Annotated in this window: 18 protein-coding genes and 1 tRNA gene; 5 read left to right on the top strand and 14 right to left on the bottom strand. The window is 70.3% G+C overall.

Annotated features, from left to right (window positions below):
* Positions 1 to 2 precede the first annotated feature (2 nt).
* The 3 genes from LY12_RS12515 (at position 3) to LY12_RS12525 (ending at position 3468) form a co-directional block, all read left to right on the top strand.
* Complete coding sequence (locus LY12_RS12515) at positions 3 to 1217, top strand: dipeptidase (RefSeq protein WP_253856183.1); 1215 nt, start codon at positions 3 to 5, stop codon at positions 1215 to 1217.
* A gap of 302 nt (positions 1218 to 1519) precedes the next feature.
* Positions 1520 to 2542: an LLM class flavin-dependent oxidoreductase gene (locus LY12_RS12520; RefSeq protein ID WP_253856184.1), complete on the top strand. Its 1023-nt coding sequence runs from the start codon at positions 1520 to 1522 to the stop codon at positions 2540 to 2542.
* 74 nt (positions 2543 to 2616) lie between these two features.
* Entirely contained in the window at positions 2617 to 3468 is an 852-nt protein-coding gene (locus LY12_RS12525) for a DUF72 domain-containing protein (protein WP_504967628.1), read from the top strand.
* 60 nt (positions 3469 to 3528) lie between these two features.
* Here the strand turns inward: LY12_RS12525 and LY12_RS12530 are convergent.
* From LY12_RS12530 to LY12_RS12560, 7 genes are all read right to left on the bottom strand, one after another.
* A tRNA-Leu gene (locus LY12_RS12530) sits at positions 3529 to 3602 on the bottom strand.
* Between the two features lie 125 nt (positions 3603 to 3727).
* Complete coding sequence (locus LY12_RS12535) at positions 3728 to 5050, bottom strand: NAD(P)/FAD-dependent oxidoreductase (RefSeq protein ID WP_253856186.1); 1323 nt, start codon at positions 5048 to 5050, stop codon at positions 3728 to 3730.
* A gap of 159 nt (positions 5051 to 5209) precedes the next feature.
* The gene (locus LY12_RS12540; protein WP_253856188.1) at positions 5210 to 5704 is read right to left on the bottom strand and encodes a GNAT family N-acetyltransferase; all 495 of its coding nucleotides are present in this window, start codon (positions 5702 to 5704) and stop codon (positions 5210 to 5212) included.
* Between the two features lie 126 nt (positions 5705 to 5830).
* Positions 5831 to 6232 (bottom strand): type II toxin-antitoxin system VapC family toxin, encoded by a 402-nt coding sequence (locus LY12_RS12545; RefSeq protein ID WP_253856196.1) that lies wholly within the window; start codon positions 6230 to 6232, stop codon positions 5831 to 5833.
* A complete protein-coding gene (locus LY12_RS12550; RefSeq protein WP_253856198.1) occupies positions 6229 to 6513 on the bottom strand; it encodes a FitA-like ribbon-helix-helix domain-containing protein in 285 nt (94 codons plus the stop codon). Before LY12_RS12550 ends, LY12_RS12545 begins: the two co-directional genes overlap by 4 nt.
* A 37-nt stretch (positions 6514 to 6550) precedes the next feature.
* Positions 6551 to 7264, bottom strand: coding sequence for a uracil-DNA glycosylase (locus tag LY12_RS12555; protein ID WP_253856200.1), 714 nt, complete (start codon positions 7262 to 7264; stop codon positions 6551 to 6553).
* Positions 7265 to 7306: 42 nt separating this feature from the next.
* Entirely contained in the window at positions 7307 to 8446 is a 1140-nt protein-coding gene (locus LY12_RS12560) for a macrolide family glycosyltransferase (RefSeq protein ID WP_253856201.1), read from the bottom strand.
* Between the two features lie 83 nt (positions 8447 to 8529).
* Between LY12_RS12560 and LY12_RS12565 the strand changes: the two genes are divergently transcribed.
* Positions 8530 to 10029 (top strand): S10 family peptidase, encoded by a 1500-nt coding sequence (locus tag LY12_RS12565; RefSeq protein ID WP_253856202.1) that lies wholly within the window; start codon positions 8530 to 8532, stop codon positions 10027 to 10029.
* A 248-nt stretch (positions 10030 to 10277) separates the two neighbouring features.
* On the opposite strand, the gene LY12_RS12570 is transcribed toward LY12_RS12565, so the two are convergent.
* The 6 genes from LY12_RS12570 to LY12_RS12595 form a co-directional block, all read right to left on the bottom strand.
* A complete protein-coding gene (locus tag LY12_RS12570; RefSeq protein WP_253856203.1) occupies positions 10278 to 11231 on the bottom strand; it encodes a Ppx/GppA phosphatase family protein in 954 nt (317 codons plus the stop codon).
* 60 nt (positions 11232 to 11291) lie between these two features.
* The gene (locus tag LY12_RS12575; RefSeq protein ID WP_253856204.1) at positions 11292 to 13046 is read right to left on the bottom strand and encodes a lytic transglycosylase domain-containing protein; all 1755 of its coding nucleotides are present in this window, start codon (positions 13044 to 13046) and stop codon (positions 11292 to 11294) included.
* Between the two features lie 144 nt (positions 13047 to 13190).
* Positions 13191 to 13697: a DUF501 domain-containing protein gene (locus tag LY12_RS12580; protein ID WP_253856205.1), complete on the bottom strand. Its 507-nt coding sequence runs from the start codon at positions 13695 to 13697 to the stop codon at positions 13191 to 13193.
* Positions 13690 to 14229, bottom strand: a complete 540-nt coding sequence (locus LY12_RS12585; RefSeq protein ID WP_253856206.1) for an FtsB family cell division protein — start codon at positions 14227 to 14229, stop codon at positions 13690 to 13692. The genes LY12_RS12580 and LY12_RS12585 overlap by 8 nt, the downstream gene beginning before the upstream one ends.
* Before the next feature lie 7 nt (positions 14230 to 14236).
* Complete coding sequence (eno, locus tag LY12_RS12590; RefSeq protein ID WP_253856212.1) at positions 14237 to 15523, bottom strand: phosphopyruvate hydratase; 1287 nt, start codon at positions 15521 to 15523, stop codon at positions 14237 to 14239.
* 180 nt (positions 15524 to 15703) lie between these two features.
* Positions 15704 to 16303: a VOC family protein gene (locus LY12_RS12595; RefSeq protein ID WP_253856214.1), complete on the bottom strand. Its 600-nt coding sequence runs from the start codon at positions 16301 to 16303 to the stop codon at positions 15704 to 15706.
* Between the two features lie 154 nt (positions 16304 to 16457).
* Here LY12_RS12595 and LY12_RS12600 point away from each other — a divergent pair, with 154 nt between their 5' ends.
* Complete coding sequence (locus tag LY12_RS12600; protein ID WP_253856216.1) at positions 16458 to 16910, top strand: tetratricopeptide repeat protein; 453 nt, start codon at positions 16458 to 16460, stop codon at positions 16908 to 16910.
* A gap of 112 nt (positions 16911 to 17022) precedes the next feature.
* Here LY12_RS12600 and LY12_RS12605 read toward each other — a convergent pair whose 3' ends face one another.
* Positions 17023 to 17883: a lysozyme family protein gene (locus LY12_RS12605; protein WP_253856218.1), complete on the bottom strand. Its 861-nt coding sequence runs from the start codon at positions 17881 to 17883 to the stop codon at positions 17023 to 17025.
* Position 17884: the final 1 nt, after the last annotated feature.

Consider the following 17884-nt stretch of genomic DNA (forward strand, 5'->3'; position numbering starts at 1 on the left):
ACATGTCCCAGAAGAGCGGGGCACAGCCCTTGCGCTATGAAGGCTACCGATCCTTCGACCACCTCACCCCCGGTGAGGACTATCGCGAGTTCACCCTGGCAAAGGAGATCGGCCGAGTTCCCTCACGGGGACCCGACCTCTCCGACGCCCAGCGGAGCCGGGTCGCACGGTTGCTGGCCGACAACACCGTGATCTCGCTGCACGACCACACCAGCGTGTTCCCCGAGGACATCACCGAGACCTTCGACTACAACCGCACCGGCAGGCACCACACCGGTTACGAGGGTCTTTCGATATCCGGCATCGATGCCGTCTTCGAGAACTTCATGGACGGCACCTGCTGCATCACCTCGCAGATGGGCTGGAAATGGGAGGACGTGCTCGTCGACCTGGGCATGCGCTACTCCGACATCGCGAAGCAGGACTTCGTCATCCGCGCCGAGCGCGTCAGCGACATCACCGCCGCCCGCGAGAACGGACAGATCGCGCTCGTACCCGCGCTCGAGGCAGCCACGCCGATCCAGAACGAGGTCGACCGGCTCGACGTCCTTTACGGATTCGGCGTGCGTCAGTCAGGCATCGCCTACAGTGAATCCAACACCCTGGGCACCGGGTTGCGGGAACGCCACGACGGCGGGCTCACCTATTTCGGTGAGAAGGCCGTGCAGCGCATGAACAAGCTCGGCATCGCGATCGACGTGTCGCACTCCGGGGACCGCACGAGCATGGACACGATCAAGACCTCGAAGGCGCCGATCTTCATCACGCATGCCGGTGCTCGGTCGGTGTGGCCCACCAAGCGCATGAAGCCCGACGACGTGATCATCGCCTGTGCGGAGCGCGGTGGCGTGATCGGCATCGAGGCGGCGCCGCACACCACCATGAGCACCAATCATCCGGCCCACAACCTCGATGCGTTCATGGAGCACTTCACCTACTGTGTCGACCTCGTCGGCATCGACCACGTGGCGTTCGGGCCGGACACACTGTTCGGCGATCACGTCGGCCTCCACGACACGTTCGCCAAGCACCTGTCGATCTCCGCGGCGCACGATGGCCCCGAGTTCGACAAGGTCGAGTACGTCGACGGTGTCGAGAACCCCGCCGAGGAGTTCCACCACATCACCGGGTGGCTCGTCGCGCACGACTTCTCGGACGACGAGATCTCGAAGGTGCTCGGCGGCAACATCCTGAGGGTGCTCAACCAGGTGTGGTGACAGCGCCGGTCGTGAGTGTTTCGGGGTCTTCGTCACCACTCGGAACACTCACGACCGCGCCCGAGAACAGATCGTCGCGGCCCACCGTGCGGAATGGGCCGATCATCACGACAGCACCGGGCCCGGCGCGGTGGGCACGAGTCGTGACAACGCCCCGATTCGTCGCCAACCGCTCGACGCCGCCTACATCTCCTGGCACCGCCTTGCCGCGACGCCAGGCCGCGCAGGTGCGATTCAGGCGCGCCGCGAGGCTGTTCCCTCGTGCTGCGGAACAAATCCCGCCGCGGCGCGTTGCACCGGGAGTGAAGAAGATCGGGTTCCTGTCCTTCGGCCACTGGTCCGACGCGCCGCACTCGCAGACGCGCTCGGCCTCGGACGCGTTGCTTCAGGCGGTCGAACTCGCCGTCGCGGCGGAGGAACTCGGGGCCGACGGTGCCTACTTCCGCGTCCACCACTTCGCGAGGCAGCACTCGTCGCCGTTTCCACTGCTCGCCGCGATCGGCGCGCGCACGAACCGCATCGAGATCGGCACCGGCGTGATCGACATGCGCTACGAGAATCCGCTCTACACAGCCGAGGACGCGGGCTCCGCCGACCTCATCGCGGGCGGACGGCTCCAACTCGGCATCAGCCGCGGCTCACCCGAGCAGGTCGTCGACGGCTGGCGCTACTTCGGCTTCGAGCCGCGAGAGGGCGCGAGCGACGCGGACATGGCCCGCGAGCACACCGAGACGCTGCTCTCGACCCTCGACGGTAAAGGCTTCGCGCGACCACACCCGCGCCCCATGTTCCCCAACCCACCCGGTCTGCTGCGCGTCGAACCACATTCCGACGGCCTGCGCGAGCGCATCTGGTGGGGCTCTGGCTCCAACACCACGGCGCAGTGGGCGGCACGGCTCGGCATGAACCTGCAGAGCTCGACGCTCAAGGACGACGAGAGCGGCGAGCCGCTGCACGTCCAGCAACGCAAGCAGATCGAGGCCTACCGCGAGGCGTGGCACGCGGCAGGACACGCACGCACCCCGCGAGTCTCGGTCAGCCGCAGCATCTTCCCCATCGTCAGCGAACTCGACGACATGTACTTCGGCGACGCAGGCAAGTCCGAGGACCAGGTCGGCTACCTCGATGCGGGCACCCGCGCCGTCTTCGGACGCTCGTACGCCGGTGAGCCGGACGTGCTCGTCAAACGGCTGGCCGAGGACGAGGCGATCGCTGCCGCCGACACGCTGCTCGTCACCGTGCCCAACCAGCTCGGGGTCGACTACAACGCGCACATCCTCGACAGCATCCTCACCCACGTGGCACCGGCACTCGGCTGGCGTTGACCGCGGAGCGACAGGCGTAGCACGTAGCCTCCGGCGAGTGGAGGCGTCGGTGGCGGTCGAAGGGAGCTGATCGGGTGGCACGTCTTCGTGTGGGCTGTGCGATGTGGGCACACCAGGCCTGGCAGGGACGGTTCGTGCCGCCGTCGTTGCCGGCTGCGCGACGCGTGCGCGCCTACGCCGGCTTGTGCAACGCGGTCGAGGGCAACACCACCTTCTACGCCACGCCCACGCGCGACACCGTCGCGGGCTGGGCGGCCCAGACCGACCCCGAGTTCCGGTTCGTACTGAAACTGCCGAGAATCGCCACGCACGAGCGCCGGTTCGCCGGCGTCGAGGCCGAGATGCGCGCGTTCCTCGACGCGATCGAACCGCTCGGCGAGCGCGCGGTGCTGTGGGCACAGCTGCCGCGGTCGTTCGGCCCGCCTGCGCTCGACGCGCTCGGCCGGTTCCTGCGCAGGCTTCCGCCCGACCTCCCGCGTGCGGTCGAGGTGCGGGATCCCGTGTTCTTCGCCGACGCCGACGCGGCCTCCCGGCTCGAGGCCACGCTCGCGGGCGCGAACGCCGAATGGGTTCCCTTCGACACGACCCTGCTGTTCGGCAGCCCGCCGACCAGTGACGCCGAACAGGAAGCGTGGCGACAGAAACCACGGCTGCCGCGGCGAACACGCGCGCTGACCGACCGGCCGATCGTGCGCTACCTCGGCAGGGACTCGGTCGACGAGACGATCGCGGGCTGGGAGCCGTGGACCACGGTGGTGGCCGAGTGGCTGCGCGAAGGCCGCTCGCCGACGGTCTTCCTGCACACTCCCGACAACCGCGACGCGCCCATGCTGGCCCGCCGATTCCACCACGACGTCCGAACCCTGGTGCCCGACCTCGACCCGTTGCCGGAGCCGGAGCCGGCCGAACCGGCGACCCTGTTCTGACACCCTGCGACCGTCGGATCACGGTTCGCCGCCGCGCATCTCGTCCGCGAATCCTCGGAGTGCCCCCGACGGGGTTCGAACCCGCACTGGATCGGTTTTAAGCCGACTGCCTCTGCCGGTTGGGCTACGGGGGCACCTAGCAGCTTAAGGCCCTGCGCACCCGCAACGGCCGTGAACCCCCACCCCCGGAACAACGAATGCGGCCCCGAGGCCGTTCACCTCGGGGCCGCATTCGAAATTCACACGGTGCGCAGCGCGGTCAGGACTTGGATGCCCGGTTGAACTCTTCCTTCGGGTTGTTGATCTGCCCGAGCGAGATCGTCTCGCGCTTGAACAGCCCGCCGAGTGCCCAGTCCAGCATGATGCGGACCTTGCGGTTGAAGGTCGGCATCGCGTGGACGTGGTAGGCGCGGTGGAACAGCCAGGCGGGGAAGCCCTTGATCTTCATCTTCATCGCGTCGGCCACACCCTTGTGCAGTCCGAGACCGGCCACGGCGCCCAGGTTCTTGTGGTAGTAGTCCGTCGGCTTGCCACCGCGCAGCGAGGCGACGATGTTCTTCGCCAGGTGGCGGGCCTGCCGCACGGCGTGCTGGGCGTTCGGCGGGCAGGTGGCCGTCGGATCCTCCTCGGTGCGCGAGAGGTCCGGCACCGCGGAGACGTCACCCGAGGTCCAGACGTCCGGGTGGCCGACCACGTTCAGCGCCGCGGTCGCCTCGAGCCTGCCGCGCTTGTCGGTCGGCAGGTCGGACTCGGCGACCACCGGGTTGGCCTTCACACCCGCGGTCCAGATGATGGTGTCGCTGTCGAACTCGGTGCCGTCGGAGAGCACGACGTGGCCGTTCTCGAACGACTTCGCCGCCGTCGACAGGTACACCTCGATGCCGCGCTTCTCGAGCTGCTCGACCGTCCACACCCCGAGCGTGTCGCGCACCTCCGGCAGGATCCGCCCCGCGGCCTCGACGAGCACCCAGCGGATGTCGTCGGGGTCGATGTTCTCGTAGTACGTCGAGGCGTCGCGCGTCATGTCCTCCAGCTCGGCCAGCGCCTCGATACCGGCGAATCCGCCGCCGACGACCGTGAATGTCAGCAGGCGTTTACGCAGGTCGGGGTCGAGCGTGCTGGACGCCTCGTCCAGCTTGGTCAAGACGTGGTTGCGCAGGTAGATGGCCTCGCCGACCGTCTTGATGCCGATGCCCTGCTCGGCGAGACCGGGGATCGGCAGCAGGCGCGGCACGGAGCCGAGCGCCACGACGAGCACGTCGTAGCCGAGCTGCTCGATGTGGCCGTCCGCGGCTTCGACCGTGACGGTCTTGCGCTCGTGCTCGATCTTGTTCACGCGCGCGGTGAGCACGTGGCAGCGTCGGAGCACCCGGCGCAGCGGCACCACCACATGCCGAGGCTCGATCGACCCGGCGGCCGCTTCCGGAAGGAAGGGCTGGTAGGTCATGTGCGGCTGCGGATCGACGATCGTCACGGACGCCTCGTTGGCCCTGAGCTTCTTCTGGAGGCCCAGCGCCGTGTAGAGGCCGACGTATCCGCCGCCGAGGATGAGGATCCTCGTCGGTTCCGACTTGACTGCCATGTGCTCAGTTTCCCACTAACCGCCAGTCCCCACTAACGGGGTTGGCCAGGTGTGATCGGTGTCGCCGCCTTCACGCAAACGATTCAGTTGACATGAGCTTTACACCGTTCTATGCGGCGAACGCAAGGCCTCGGCAGGCGTTCTCGTCCGTTCTCGTGGTCACCGGCCGCGGGCCAGGTCCAGTACCGCGTCGACCCGGTCGCCGTGAACGGAGAGCACGGCTCCCCGGTCACTCAGCAGCCGCCGAGCGGCGACGTTCGCGACGGTGGTGCTCGCGACCACGCGCCGTGCCGCCGTCGCACGTGCCGCCGTCAGCAGCTCCGCCAGCACCGTGCGGCCGAGGTCCCTGCCGCGGTGCGACCGCCCGAGCCACAGCCCGATCTCGACGTCTCGGCCGACCGGTTCGAGGCGCGCCGCTCCGACCACCCGCTCGCCGACCACCACCACGTACGTGGTCTCCACCGGCTGCTCCGCCTCGATCGACCTGGCCAGGTGGAACGCGCGGAACGCCCGGCGTCGAGCCTCGTTCCAGCCCGGCTCCCCGGCCACCGGCGGCATGACCTCGAGCGGGTCGGTCTCGGCGACCGCCACCGCGAGCAGGTCGGACAGATTGGCCGCATCGAGCGGGCGCAACTCGCACCGCGGGACCGTCATCTCGGATCGCACCTCCAGAGTCCGGGTGTAACGCCGACGGCCGATCGACTCCGGCCGGGTACACGCTTCGGCGCACCGGAACACAACAGGGCCGGACGGCAACACTTCAGTGCGGGGAAAGAGCCTTCAACGCTGCGCGACCAGTTCCACTCGACAATGCCCCATCGCCGCGCGCGCAAGCCGCGCATCCGCGGTCACGAGCGGAATACCGCGCGCCTCCGCCAATGCGACGTACGCCGCGTCGCACCCGCTGACGGCGTCGCGCAACTGCCACATCCGGACGAGGAACTCGTCCAGTGAAACGGTCTCGACACCGAGCAACGGGATCCGCTTCACGGTTCGAGCGGCCTGCCCTTCCTTGATCTTGCCGCCGAGCGTGAGCCCTCTGGCAACCGAGAAGACCTCCGCCTTCCAGTGTTCGGGTGCCACCCACTCGACGTCTCGCGCCAACACGGCCCGTGCGCCCCGTCCGCGACCGTCCGCGTACAGCAGCATGTTCGCCAGGACCGAGGCGTCGACGACGATCACCCGGCGCCACCCGCGCCCGGGTTCCCGACTCCGCCGCCCCGCCCCTCCGGCCTTGCCTGCTCCAGGAGGTCCGCGGCGTCCGGAGCGTCGCCCTCGGCTCCACCACCTTCGCTCAGCTCCCGTTCGATCTCCGAGAGCAGCTGCCGATTACCACCGAACGCAGCCTGCCGTTGCAGCACGCTCAACAGGAAGGCCTGCAGCGACTGCCCGCGCTCCCGCGCGTCGTGGGCCAACGCGTCCCTGACGTCGTCCGGCACGTCCCGAATGGTCAACACCGCCATGACTGCATTTTGCAGTCATGGCGCAGCTACCGTCAAGTCATCCCTCGTCGAGGCCGGCCAGCCCCTTCGCACGGCCCAGCACCTCCCGCAGCATCGCCGGAGTGAGCCGTCCGGTGAAGGTGTTCTGCTGGCTGACGTGGTAGCACCCGACCAGGTGCAGCGGCGCCGGACCGGCCAGCTCGACGTGGACGTCGTGGCCGAACGACGGCCGCGGCCGCGGCACCTCCCACCCCGCCCGCGCGAGCACCGGCAGCAACGCCTGCCAGCCGAACGCGCCCAGCACGACGACGGCCCGCACGGTCGGTGCGAGCAGGTCGAGCTCCGCGGCGAGCCAGCCGCCACAGGTGTCGCGCTCCGCCGGCGTCGGCTTGTTGGCCGGCGGCGCGCAGTGCACCGGCGACGTGATCCGGGTGCCGTACAGCTCGAGGCCGTCACGGGCATGGGTCGCGGTCGGCTGTGACGCGAGACCGACGTCGTACAACGCCTGGTACAGCACGTCTCCGGAGCGGTCCCCGGTGAACATGCGCCCCGTCCGGTTGGCGCCGTGCGCCGCGGGCGCCAACCCGACGATCACGAGCGCGGCGTCGGCGGGGCCGAACCCCGGGACCGGCCTCCCCCAGTAGGTCTCATCGGCGTAGGCGGCACGTTTGGTCTCGGCGACGTGCTCCCGCCATTCGACCAGCCGCGGGCACGCTCGGCATTCGGTCAGGTCGGCGTCCAGTTCGGCCAGCGTCCGTCCCACAACCGCCATTCTCCCCCTCGCCCGCGTTCCTCCGACGACGACGCCTCCTCGTCAGCGGCGCGCGCACAGTCGTTCCACCGCGTCGGCCGCCCTGTCGATGCCGCCGCCCGCACGCACCTCCGCCCTGAGCTCGCGCGCGCGGCCGGCCTTGTCGCGGGCTGCGTCCACAGCGCTGCGCAGGGTCGCGGCGTCCCACGGCTCCTCGGGCAGCACTCCTGCGCCGACCTCGGCGAGCATGCCCGCGTTCGCGGACTGGTCGACGGCCTGCGGCACGAGCACCGTGGGCACTCCGAACCACAGCGACTCGGCCGCGCTGCCCATCCCCGCGTGGCTCACGAACACCGACGCGTGTTCCAGCACGTCCAACTGCGGCTGGGTGCGAGCGGCCGTCACGCCGGGCGGCAACTCACCGAGGCCGGCGGGGTCGACCTTGCCCGTGGCGAGCACGACGCGGTGGTCGCCGGCCAGCCCGTCGACGCATGCCCGGTAGATGTCGGGCCGTTCGGTGTAGCTCGTACCCAGCGCGACGTACACGAGCGGCCGGTCGTCCCCCGGTTCGGGCGTCCATCCGGTGCGCCGGGCAGGGTCGACGCACGGACCGGCGAACACGTACCGGTCGGCCACGCGCTCGACGTTCGGCTGCAGCACCCGTGGGATCAGCACCACGCACGACGGCGGTGTTCCGGTGAACTCGTCGGCCTCGATGTCCATGCCGTTCTCGTCGAGCCACGCACGCAACGTCGCGTAGTACTTCTCTCCCGACGGCGACGTCCTCAGTGCCTCGTTGAACTCCGCCATCTCCTCGGCCATGCCCTCCCACGCGACGTAGGCGGTGGACAGCTGAACCGCGGGCACACCCCACCGGTGAGCGGCAACCCGGCCTGCGAACCCGCCGATGTCGTACAGCACGGCGTCGGGCCGGTCGATGCCGCCTGCGACGGGCAGCGCCGTGATCGCGTCGTCGAGAAAGACCTGCATCGCCGCGCCCATGTCCTCGGGCCAGTGCTCGTCGGCCGCGGGCATGATCGACTCGTGTGTGACGACCTCGGCGCCCGTCGGGGCGACCAGGTCGGCCAGCCGGTCGCCGACGACGTACGTCACCCGGTGCCCCCGCTCGACGAGTTCGGCGATCAGTCCGAGACCGGGATAAACGTGACTCGGCGCGGTGACGCCGACCATGACGAGATGCATACCGGGGATCCTTGCAGCACCGGCGACATCGGGCACAGCGAATTTCGGAGCGCCCGGCCGCGGTGAACACATAGGTTGGAGACATGCCAGAAACCTCTGACACCGACGCGAAGAGCACCGCCGAGACCGACACCGCCCCGCCGGAATCGCAGGCCGAGCCGACCGACGATCTCGTCACCACCCGGCACTCGATCACCGTCAAACGCCGCAAGCTCGCCTACACGGCGCAGACCGGGCGGATCGTGCTGCGCAAGGAAGTCCTCGACGACGGGACGTTCGACGGGCACAAGCCGAAGGCCGAGGTCTACGTGACCGCCTACACGCTCGACGGCGCGGACCCGACGACGCGGCCCGTGACGTTCGCCTTCAACGGCGGTCCCGGCTCGTCGAGCATCTGGCTGCACCTCGGTGTACTCGGCCCGCGGCGCGCCGTGGCAGGCGACGTGAACGACCCCGAGCCGCCGCCGTACGGCCTCGCCGACAACCCCGACACGCTGCTGGCCCACAGCGACCTGGTGTTCATCGACCCGGTGTCGACGGGCTATTCGCGTGCGGTGGACGGGGAGAAGCCCGGCGACTACCACGGCTTCACCCCCGACGTGGAATCCGTCGGCGAGGTGATCCGGCTGTGGACCTCGCGCAACCAGCGGTGGCTGTCGCCGAAGTTCGTCGCGGGCGAGTCGTACGGCACGCTGCGCGCGGCCGCGCTCGCCGCCCACCTGCAGAGCCGTCACGGCCTGTACCTGAACGGACTGCTGCTCATCTCGTCCGTGCTCGACATGGGCACGATCCGGTTCACCGAGGGCAACGAACTGCCGTACTCGCTGTTCGTGCCCACCTACGCCGCCATCGCGCACTACCACGGCAAACACGGCGACCGCGAGCTCGCCGACGTGCTGGCCGAGGCCGAGGAGTTCGCCTCCCGCGACCTGCCGTGGGCGCTGCAGCGCGGCGCCCGGCTCGACGCCGACGAGCGCGCGGAGGTCGTGGCGAAGCTGGCCGAGCTGACCGGGCTGTCGGAGGACTACGTCGACCGGGTCAACCTGCGCATCGAGCACGTACGGTTCTTCACCGAGCTGCTGCGCGACGAAGGACTCGTCACCGGGCGCATGGACGGCCGGTTCACCACCTGGGAACCCGACGGCGGCCGCGAGCACATGAGCGACGACGCGTCGGTGTCGCGGATCATCGGGGCCTACTCAGCCGCGTTCAACCACTACGTGCGAGCAGAACTGCAGTACGAGAGCGATCTGCCGTACGAGATCCTGTCCATGGACGTGAACCGGGCGTGGTCCTATTCGGACTTCGAAGGCCGCGCCGTGTCGGTGGTCGACTCGCTCAGCGGGGCCATGCGCGAGAATCCGCATCTGAAGGTGCACGTCGCGCTCGGCCACTACGACGGCGCCACGCCCTACTACGCCGCCGAGCACGTGATCGCCCAGCTGCGGATCCCGCAGGAGCTGCACGCGAACGTCGAGACGGCGTACTACCCGGCAGGCCACATGATGTACGTCCGGCCGGAATCGCGGGTGCAGCAGGGCAAGGACCTGGCCGCCTTCGTCAAGTCCGCGTCCAACCGCTGATCCGACGACACCGCCCGTGGCGCCTCCCGGGGCGCCGCCGTTCCTGCAGAGCTGCGGAAACTGCTCCGCCGGACACGGGGAAGGGCTCCGCGCGCACCGACGCCCACGGGCGGGTGCTCGCGGAGCCCGTTCCACCGCCGTGCGGCGATCGCGCGCGTGCATCGCGGACCGCTTCCGGCCAGGTCGGGCTCGTCGAGGTATCACTCGCCGCGGAGCATGCGCTCCTTCTGATCACCCACGGCCCGTTCTCAGGCCAGCGACAGCGCGATGCCGTCGAGGATGTCGTGCTCGCTGACCAGCAGAGAATCGGGGCCGCCGCGGGCCTGCAGCTCCTCGGCGAGCGTCTGCACGACGAGCGATCCAGCTCCGATGACGTCGACCCGGCCCGGGTGGATGACCTTCCTGGCCGCGCGGGCGTCGTGGTCGGCGGCCAGCAGCTCGGCGGTGATCCTGTCGATCGTGGCGTGCGACAACAGTGACAGGTGCGTGGCCTGCGAATCGTACTCCGGCAGGTCCTGAGCGAGCGCCGAGAGCGTGGTGATCGTTCCCGCCACGCCGATCCACGTCTTCGCCTTCGCGACGTCGACCAGGTCGAAAGCCTCGGCCAGCACCTCGCGCGCGACCCCGCGGGCGGTGTCGACGTCCTCGGCGGTCGGCGGATCGTTCGGCAACGCCCGCTCGGTGAGGCGCACGCACCCGATGTCGACGGACTTGGCGGCCAGGATCTCGGCCTGTGCACCGTCCCAGGTGCCCAGCACGAGTTCGGTCGACCCGCCACCGACGTCCACGACGAGGAACGGCCCGTCGTCCGGGTCCTGCTCACCCACCGCACCGGTGAACGACAGGCGCGCCTCCTCGTCCCCGGTGATGACCTCGGCCTCCACTCCGAGCACCTCGCGGGTCATGGCGAAGAACTCGTCGCGGTTGCTCGCGTCGCGCGTCGCCGACGTGGCGACCATGCGCACCTTCTCGGCGCCTTTCCGGCGCGCCGCGACCGTGTACGAGGCCAACGCCTCCCTGGTGCGTTCCAGCGCTTCGGGCGCCAGCCTGCCGGTGGCGTCCACGCCCTGACCGAGCCGCACCACCTTCATCTCCCGGTGCAGGTCACGCAGGTCGACACTGCCGTCGTGGCGGTGTGTCAGCTCCGCGACCAGCAGGCGGATCGAGTTGGTCCCACAGTCGATGGCGGCTACACGAGGCATGCGCCAACACTAAACGCTCCCCGCCACCGGCCCGCAGCACCCGCTGCGGACCACGACGGCTCACCGGCCTTCCGGCCGCGCCGAGGGCGATGCCGGCACCTCCGGGCGCGGTCGTGGTTCACCGGGCGGCCACTCGCACTCGTCGGGCGGCAGCACCTCGTCGTCGTCGGGTGTCTTCGGATCGCCGGGGCACAGGCACCACCTCGGTGGTTGCTCGCCCTTCTTCGCCATCGTCTCCAGTTCCTCCGGTGTCGGACACTCCTCCGGCGGAGGCGAAGGTGACGTCGACGGTTCCGAAGGCGACGGATCCGGAGCGGTGGGCGTGGTCGGTGTCGTCGGCCCGGTCGGCTTCGGCCCGGTCGGCTTCGGCCCGGTCGGCTTCGGCCCGGTCGGCTTCGGCTCGGTCGGCTTCGGCTCGGTCGGCTTCGGCTCGGTCGGCTTCGGCTCGGTCGGTTTCGGCGGCTGCGGCACGTCGGGTGGTGTCGTCGTCGGCTTGTCGCCCGGTCCGTCACCATGGCCGTCGCCGGGTTCGTCGCCGTCGCCGCCCTCGCCGGGTTCATCGCCGCCGGGTTCGTCGCCGTCATCGCCGCCGTTGCCGTCGCCGGGTTTGTCGCCGTCGCCCTCGCCGGGTCCGCCGTCGCCGCCGTCGCCCTCGCCGGGTCCGCCGTCGCCGCCGTTGCCTGGCCGGCCACCGTTGCCCGGCCGATCACCATTGCCCGGCCGATCACCGTGCCCGGGTCCGCCGCTGTTCCCGTCGCCGCTGTCACCGGCGCCGCTGTTCCCCTCGCCGCTGTTCCCCTCGCCGCTGTTCCCGTCGCCGTGGCCGGACCCGTTCGGCGGACGTGGCGGTGCTGGTTTCGTCACCGTGATCCGGCCGCCCCCGCTGCCGGGCCTGCCGGCATCGCCCGAACCGCCGGGGCGATGCTCGGGGCCCGGCGCGGCGAGCACGTCCGGGGGCGGCTGCTGCTCGGGATACGGCTGCGGCCTGCCGGGTTCGGCCAGGATTTCCGGAGGCGCGCCGAGCGGCACGTCGCTGTCGGGGATCGGCAGCACACCGTCGCGGTAGGCCTGCGCCCAGCGGATCACGGTCTCGACGTACGAACGCGAATCGTTGTAGCGGTGCAGCGAAGCCCGCAGCTGACCGTCCGACCGCAGGTTCATCCCTCCCGAGCACAGATACCGTCCTGCGGCGAGCGTCGCATCGTGCACGTTGTTCGGATCGGCCCGGCCGTTGCCGTTGCCGTCCGCGCCGTACTTGCGCCACGTGCCTGGCACGAACTGCATCGGGCCTACCGCGCGGTCCCACGTCGTGTCGCCGTCGAGCGCACCGCCGTCGGTGTCGCGGATCGTGGCGACACCGGGGCCTCCGTTCAGCGGCGGACCGGTGATCCGTTCCCGCGTGGTGCCCTCGGCGTCGACGAACCCGCCCCGCGCGTGGTTCGACTCCGACCGGCCGATGCTGGCCAGTAACGCCCAGTCGGCGCCGCAGTCCGGCCGTTCGGCGCCCAGCGAACGCGCGCCCTTCCGGTACGCCTCGAGCATGCTGCCCGGAATCCCCAGCGGTCCCGGCGCAGGCATCTCGATCATCAGCTTCCCGGGCGTGGGCGGGGACGGCAGAGTGCCGTCGACCCCGACACGATTCCTGCTCTCGGTACTGCCTGCGCCGTCGCCGGGTTCCGCCGCCGTCGGATCCGTCCAGCCGTAGGCGAGTTCCGCCCTGTCACTCAGCAACGCCGCAGGCACTACCGCAAGCAATCCCGCCAACACGATGGCAGCTGATTTCTCCCGGAATCGGGCTCTTCGCGGTCTGTCCACGCCCCCTCCTCGCGTGCGCCGGCGACGCTCGTATCCGCCGGAGGAATGCCCAACGGACACTGCTCCCACACGCGCAGGCGTTGCTACTCGCGAGGTTGGTCCGGTCGGGTTATCGACGGCGACCGGACGTTGCAGGGGTCGGAGTCAGGACCGGGCGGCGCAGTCGCCGTTCGGCCAGTCGAGTTCGTGCAGGAGGCGCAGCGTCTCGTCGCCGAACGGATTCACGCCCTCGCCGCGCGCGAGCGTGTGCGCGAGGTGGACGTGCAGGCACTTGACCCGCTTCGGCATGCCTCCCGCGGTGACCTCGTGGCCGAGCGGATCGATCGCGTCGCGTTCGGCCAGATATGCCTCATGGGCCCGGAGATACGCCGCGGCGAGGTCCTCGTCGGAGTCGAGCCGGTCGGTCATCTCCCGCATCACGCCGCGTGCCTCGAGCCCGCCGACGAGCGAGTTCAGGTTCGGGCAGGTCAGGTAGTACAACGTCGGGAAGGGCGTGCCGTCCTCCAGCCGCGGACTGGTCTGGACAACGCAGGGGTGGCCGCTGTCGCAGCGCGCCGCGATCGCGCGCAGCGCCCTGGGCGGCCTGCCCAGCTGCTCCGCGATGATCTCCCGGTCCGCCTCGGTCACCGGTTCGAAATCGGTCTTATTCACCTTCGGTCACGCCATCCCACAGTTGCTCGTACCAGGCTCCGTGACGCGCAGGCGAGTCGTCTCCCCGTGCGGGTTCCGGTTCGGCCGCCGCATCCTCCGGAAGCTGCACGATGTACGGCGTCTCGCCCGGCATCACATACCGAAGTCTGCGCCTCGCCTCGGCCTCGACCTGCGCCGGGTCGGACAACTCGGCCTTCCGCTGCTCGAGGCGTTCGACCTGCTGCTGCAGCTGCTCCTGCCGGGCCTCCTGTTCGGCGACCTCCGCACGCTGCGACAGGTACGTGCGCAGCGGCACGGCGATCGTGAAGGCCAGCGCGCACACCACGATCGCCACGACGGCGGCGCGACGCGTCGTGGACATCCCCAGTACCTTGGCGGCGCTCGCCGCACGTTTCGCAGCCGCGGGGCGGCGCAGGGCCGACCTGCGGTCGCCAGAACGCCGAGTGCGTTGCGACGACCGCAGGTCGCGGGGGGCCGAGCCGCGTGCTCGGCCCCCGCCGCGCCTGGTCCGTGTTCTCCCCCGGTCGGCCACGGTCGCGTCAGCTCTCCGGCGTGAACCGCGGGAAGGCCAGGTCGCCCGAGTAGCGGGCGGCGTCCCCGAGGGTCTCCTCGATGCGGAGCAACTGGTTGTACTTCGCCACGCGCTCACTGCGCGCGGGCGCGCCGGTCTTGATCTGGCCGACGCCCGTGGACACCGCCAGATCGGCGATCGTGGTGTCCTCGGTCTCTCCGGAACGGTGGCTCATCATCGACTTGTAGCCGTACGACGTCGCCAGGGCCACGGCGTCCAGCGTCTCCGACAGGGTGCCGATCTGGTTGACCTTCACCAGCAGCGCGTTCGCCGCGCCACGCGAGATGCCGTCCTCGAGGCGGTCCGGATTCGTGACGAACAGGTCGTCACCCACCAGCTGCAGCTTGTCACCGAGCTGCGAGGTCAACGTGACCCAGCCGTCCCAGTCATCCTCCGACAGCGGGTCCTCGATCGAGACCAGCGGGTAGGCCTCGGCCAGTTCCGCGTAGTAGGCGCTCATGTCCTCGGCGCTGCGCTTCGATCCCTCGAAGGTGTAGACGCCGTCGGCGTAGAACTCCGTCGCCGCCACGTCGAGCGCCAGCGCGATGTCCCGACCGGGCTGGTAGCCGGCCTTCTTGATCGCCTCGACGATGATGTCGAGAGCCTCACGGTTGTTGCTCAGGCTGGGGGCGAACCCACCCTCGTCGCCGAGGCCGGTCGCCAGGCCGCGGGACTTCAGCACCGACTTCAGCGCGTGGTACGTCTCCGTGCCCCAGCGCAGCGCCTCCCTGAACGACTCGGCGCCGATCGGAGCGATCATGAACTCCTGAATGTCGACGTCGGTGTCCGCGTGGGCACCGCCGTTGAGGATGTTCATCATCGGGACCGGCAGCACGTGGGCGTTCGGACCGCCGAGGTAGCGGAACAGCTCGAGGTCGGCCGAGTCGGCCGCGGCCTTCGCGACGGCCAGCGAGACGCCGAGGATGGCGTTGGCGCCCAGCCGCGACTTGCCCGGCGTGCCGTCGAGGTCCAGCAGCTTCTGGTCGACGATGCGCTGGTCGACCGCGTCGACCCCCGCCAGATCGGGGCCGATCTCGTCCAGCACCGCGGCCACGGCGCGCTCGACACCCTTGCCGCCGTAGCGATTGGGGTCGCCGTCACGCAGTTCCACGGCTTCGTGCTCACCGGTCGACGCACCCGACGGAACCGCGGCCCGCGCCAGCGTTCCGTCGTCGAGGGCCACCTCCACCTCGACCGTCGGGTTGCCACGAGAGTCGAGAATCTCCCGCGCGCCTACCTGCTCGATCACCGCCACACTTGCTCCTCACCCGGTTGTGCCGTTCTGACGGCACTCAACGTAGTCGCCTCGAAGGGAGCGTATCGGGCGTCGTAGGTCACCCGTTGGAGGCACGCGCACGCCGACGTGCACAGATGGCGATTCGCACGGCGAGTGGTGAACATCTCAGCACCCGATCAGGTCAGCCTGTGGATCGGGTCAGCCTGTGGTCTGCTCACCGATCCCGTCGGCACGGTCGGGCTCGCCGCGGTCCGCGTCCTCTCCGCCGTCGGCTCCGCCTGCGGGTTCGGCGCCCGCGTCGTGGAGACCGTCGGCACCGCGGGTGACCGTCTCGCCCTGGCGGATCTCCCGCCAGCCCGCCGGCAGGTCGGCCGTGTCCGAGATGTGCTGCCAGAACGTCCAGCTGTTGCCGCCGACGTCCTGCACGGTGAACAGCCGCGCCCCGTAGGGCTGGTCCTGCGGGCGCGACACCTGGACACCGTCACCGACGGCCTCGTCGACCCGCTCGAACTGGACGTCGACGTCGTCGACGTACACCACGTTCAGCTGGCCGACCGGACCGTCGACGCCCTTCGCGGGCCAGTAGTCGTCACCGACACCGGCGAGGTGGATGTCGGAACCGCCCGCGCTCAGCGTCGCCTGGAAGACCTCGCCGGCCGCGTCGACGTAGCGGACCTTCTCGGTGAACCCGAACACGCGGGTGAGCCACTCCACCGCCTCGGTGGCGTCCGTGTAGTAGAGGTACGGCGCGATGCCGAGATATCTCGGGTCGTCGCCTGTCATCGCGGGGTCGCTCATGGCGGGCTAGTCCACCACACGGATGATCGCCACTTATCATGCCCCCGGGGCCTCAGCGCACCCCGGCACACACTCCGCCACCAGGTTGATCATCGGACGGGCGGCCGGTCAAGGTCTCGAAATGCGTCTCCGACGCGGGTACCGTCGCTGAACCATGGGTGAATCGACGCCACCGAATCCACCTCCGGCCGGGCCTCCGAGTTCTGCCGGCCGGCAGGCGGCGCACACCGGCGACTCTCCCGTGCACGCATTCCGGAAAGCCGAAGCCCTCGTGAAACGGCGTCGCCCGCTCGACGCACTCAAGGCGCTCCGGCCCGTGCTCGAAGCCGAACCCGACAAGCCGAGCGTCCAACTGCTCGCGGGGCGCGCCTACTTCCACTCCGCGCAGCTGCGGCGAGCCGAACACGCCCTGCGCAAGGTCATCGAACACGACCCGTCCGACCACTACGCCCGATTCGTTCTCGGCAAGACACTGCAACGGCTCGGCCGGTTCGCCGAGGCCCTCGGCCAGCTGCGGATGGCTTCGGCCATGCACCCGCAGGCCGAGTACCAGGACGCGATCGGCGAGGTGTCGGCCCGCCTCGCACTCGGCGGCAGCGGAACCTGAAGCGGGGCGCGACCGGCGCGAGGCTGACACCGCCCTGGGCCGAGCCGGCCGCGCTGCGGACACGGGCCGGCGACGCACGTTGCCGGTGCGGGCTCACCGTGTCCCCGTGCCGTCAGCCCGAAGCCTGACCCGCGTACACCTCGGCCTGGTCGGCGATCCGGCCCGCGTACTCGTCGGCGCCGCCGGACGTGACCGGGCCGCGGAAGCCGCCGACCGCCTTCCACCAGCCCTTCGCCGTCGCCAGATCCCGGTCCTCGGCGCAGAGCAGCCGCGCCGCCGTGAGCGCCGCGTCGTCGATGTCCTGCGGATCGGCGGCACGCCCGTCCCCGGTCGCCCGTTTCCCCCAGCGCTGCCACTGTGCCGGCAGGAACCGCATCGGCCCGACGGCCCGATCCCAGGTCGCGTCCCCGTCGACCTCGCCGCGGTCGGTGTCCCTCACCTGGGCACGCCCCCGTGACCCGTCCAACGGTGGGCCGATGATCGGCGTGGCCGGCACGCCGTCGACACCGATCCCCGGTTCACCACCCGCGGCACCGTGCCGCGACTCGACCTGGCCGATCGCCGCGAGCGTGCTCCACGACAGATGGCACTCCGGCCGGTCGCCGCGCAACCACATCTCCGCGCGCCCGTAGGCCGCCGCGGCCCGTGCCGGGATCCCGGTCGCGTGTTCGATCTTCCGGGACCATTCGTCGAGCTCGTCCTCGTCCGATTGCGACGGCCGGTCGACCGGCGCCGGCGTGGCCTGGGCGGGCACGGTCGGCTGTGGGCGTGACCGTGACGTCGGCTGGGGCGGCGGCGCAGCGCCCTCGGCGTTCGGTTCCTCGTCGCGGTTCGTGCCGACGGTGAACACCAGGATCAGGCCGGTCGCGACAAGAGCCAGGGTGAGAGCGATGCGCGAAAGCGCCGGACCGGGCAGCGGCCACGACGGCCCACCATCGCCACGGGGTGTCGAGGACGAAGGGCGTTCGCTCACC

Source organism: Prauserella alba, assembly GCF_024171735.1.
GTDB lineage: Bacteria > Actinomycetota > Actinomycetes > Mycobacteriales > Pseudonocardiaceae > Prauserella > Prauserella alba.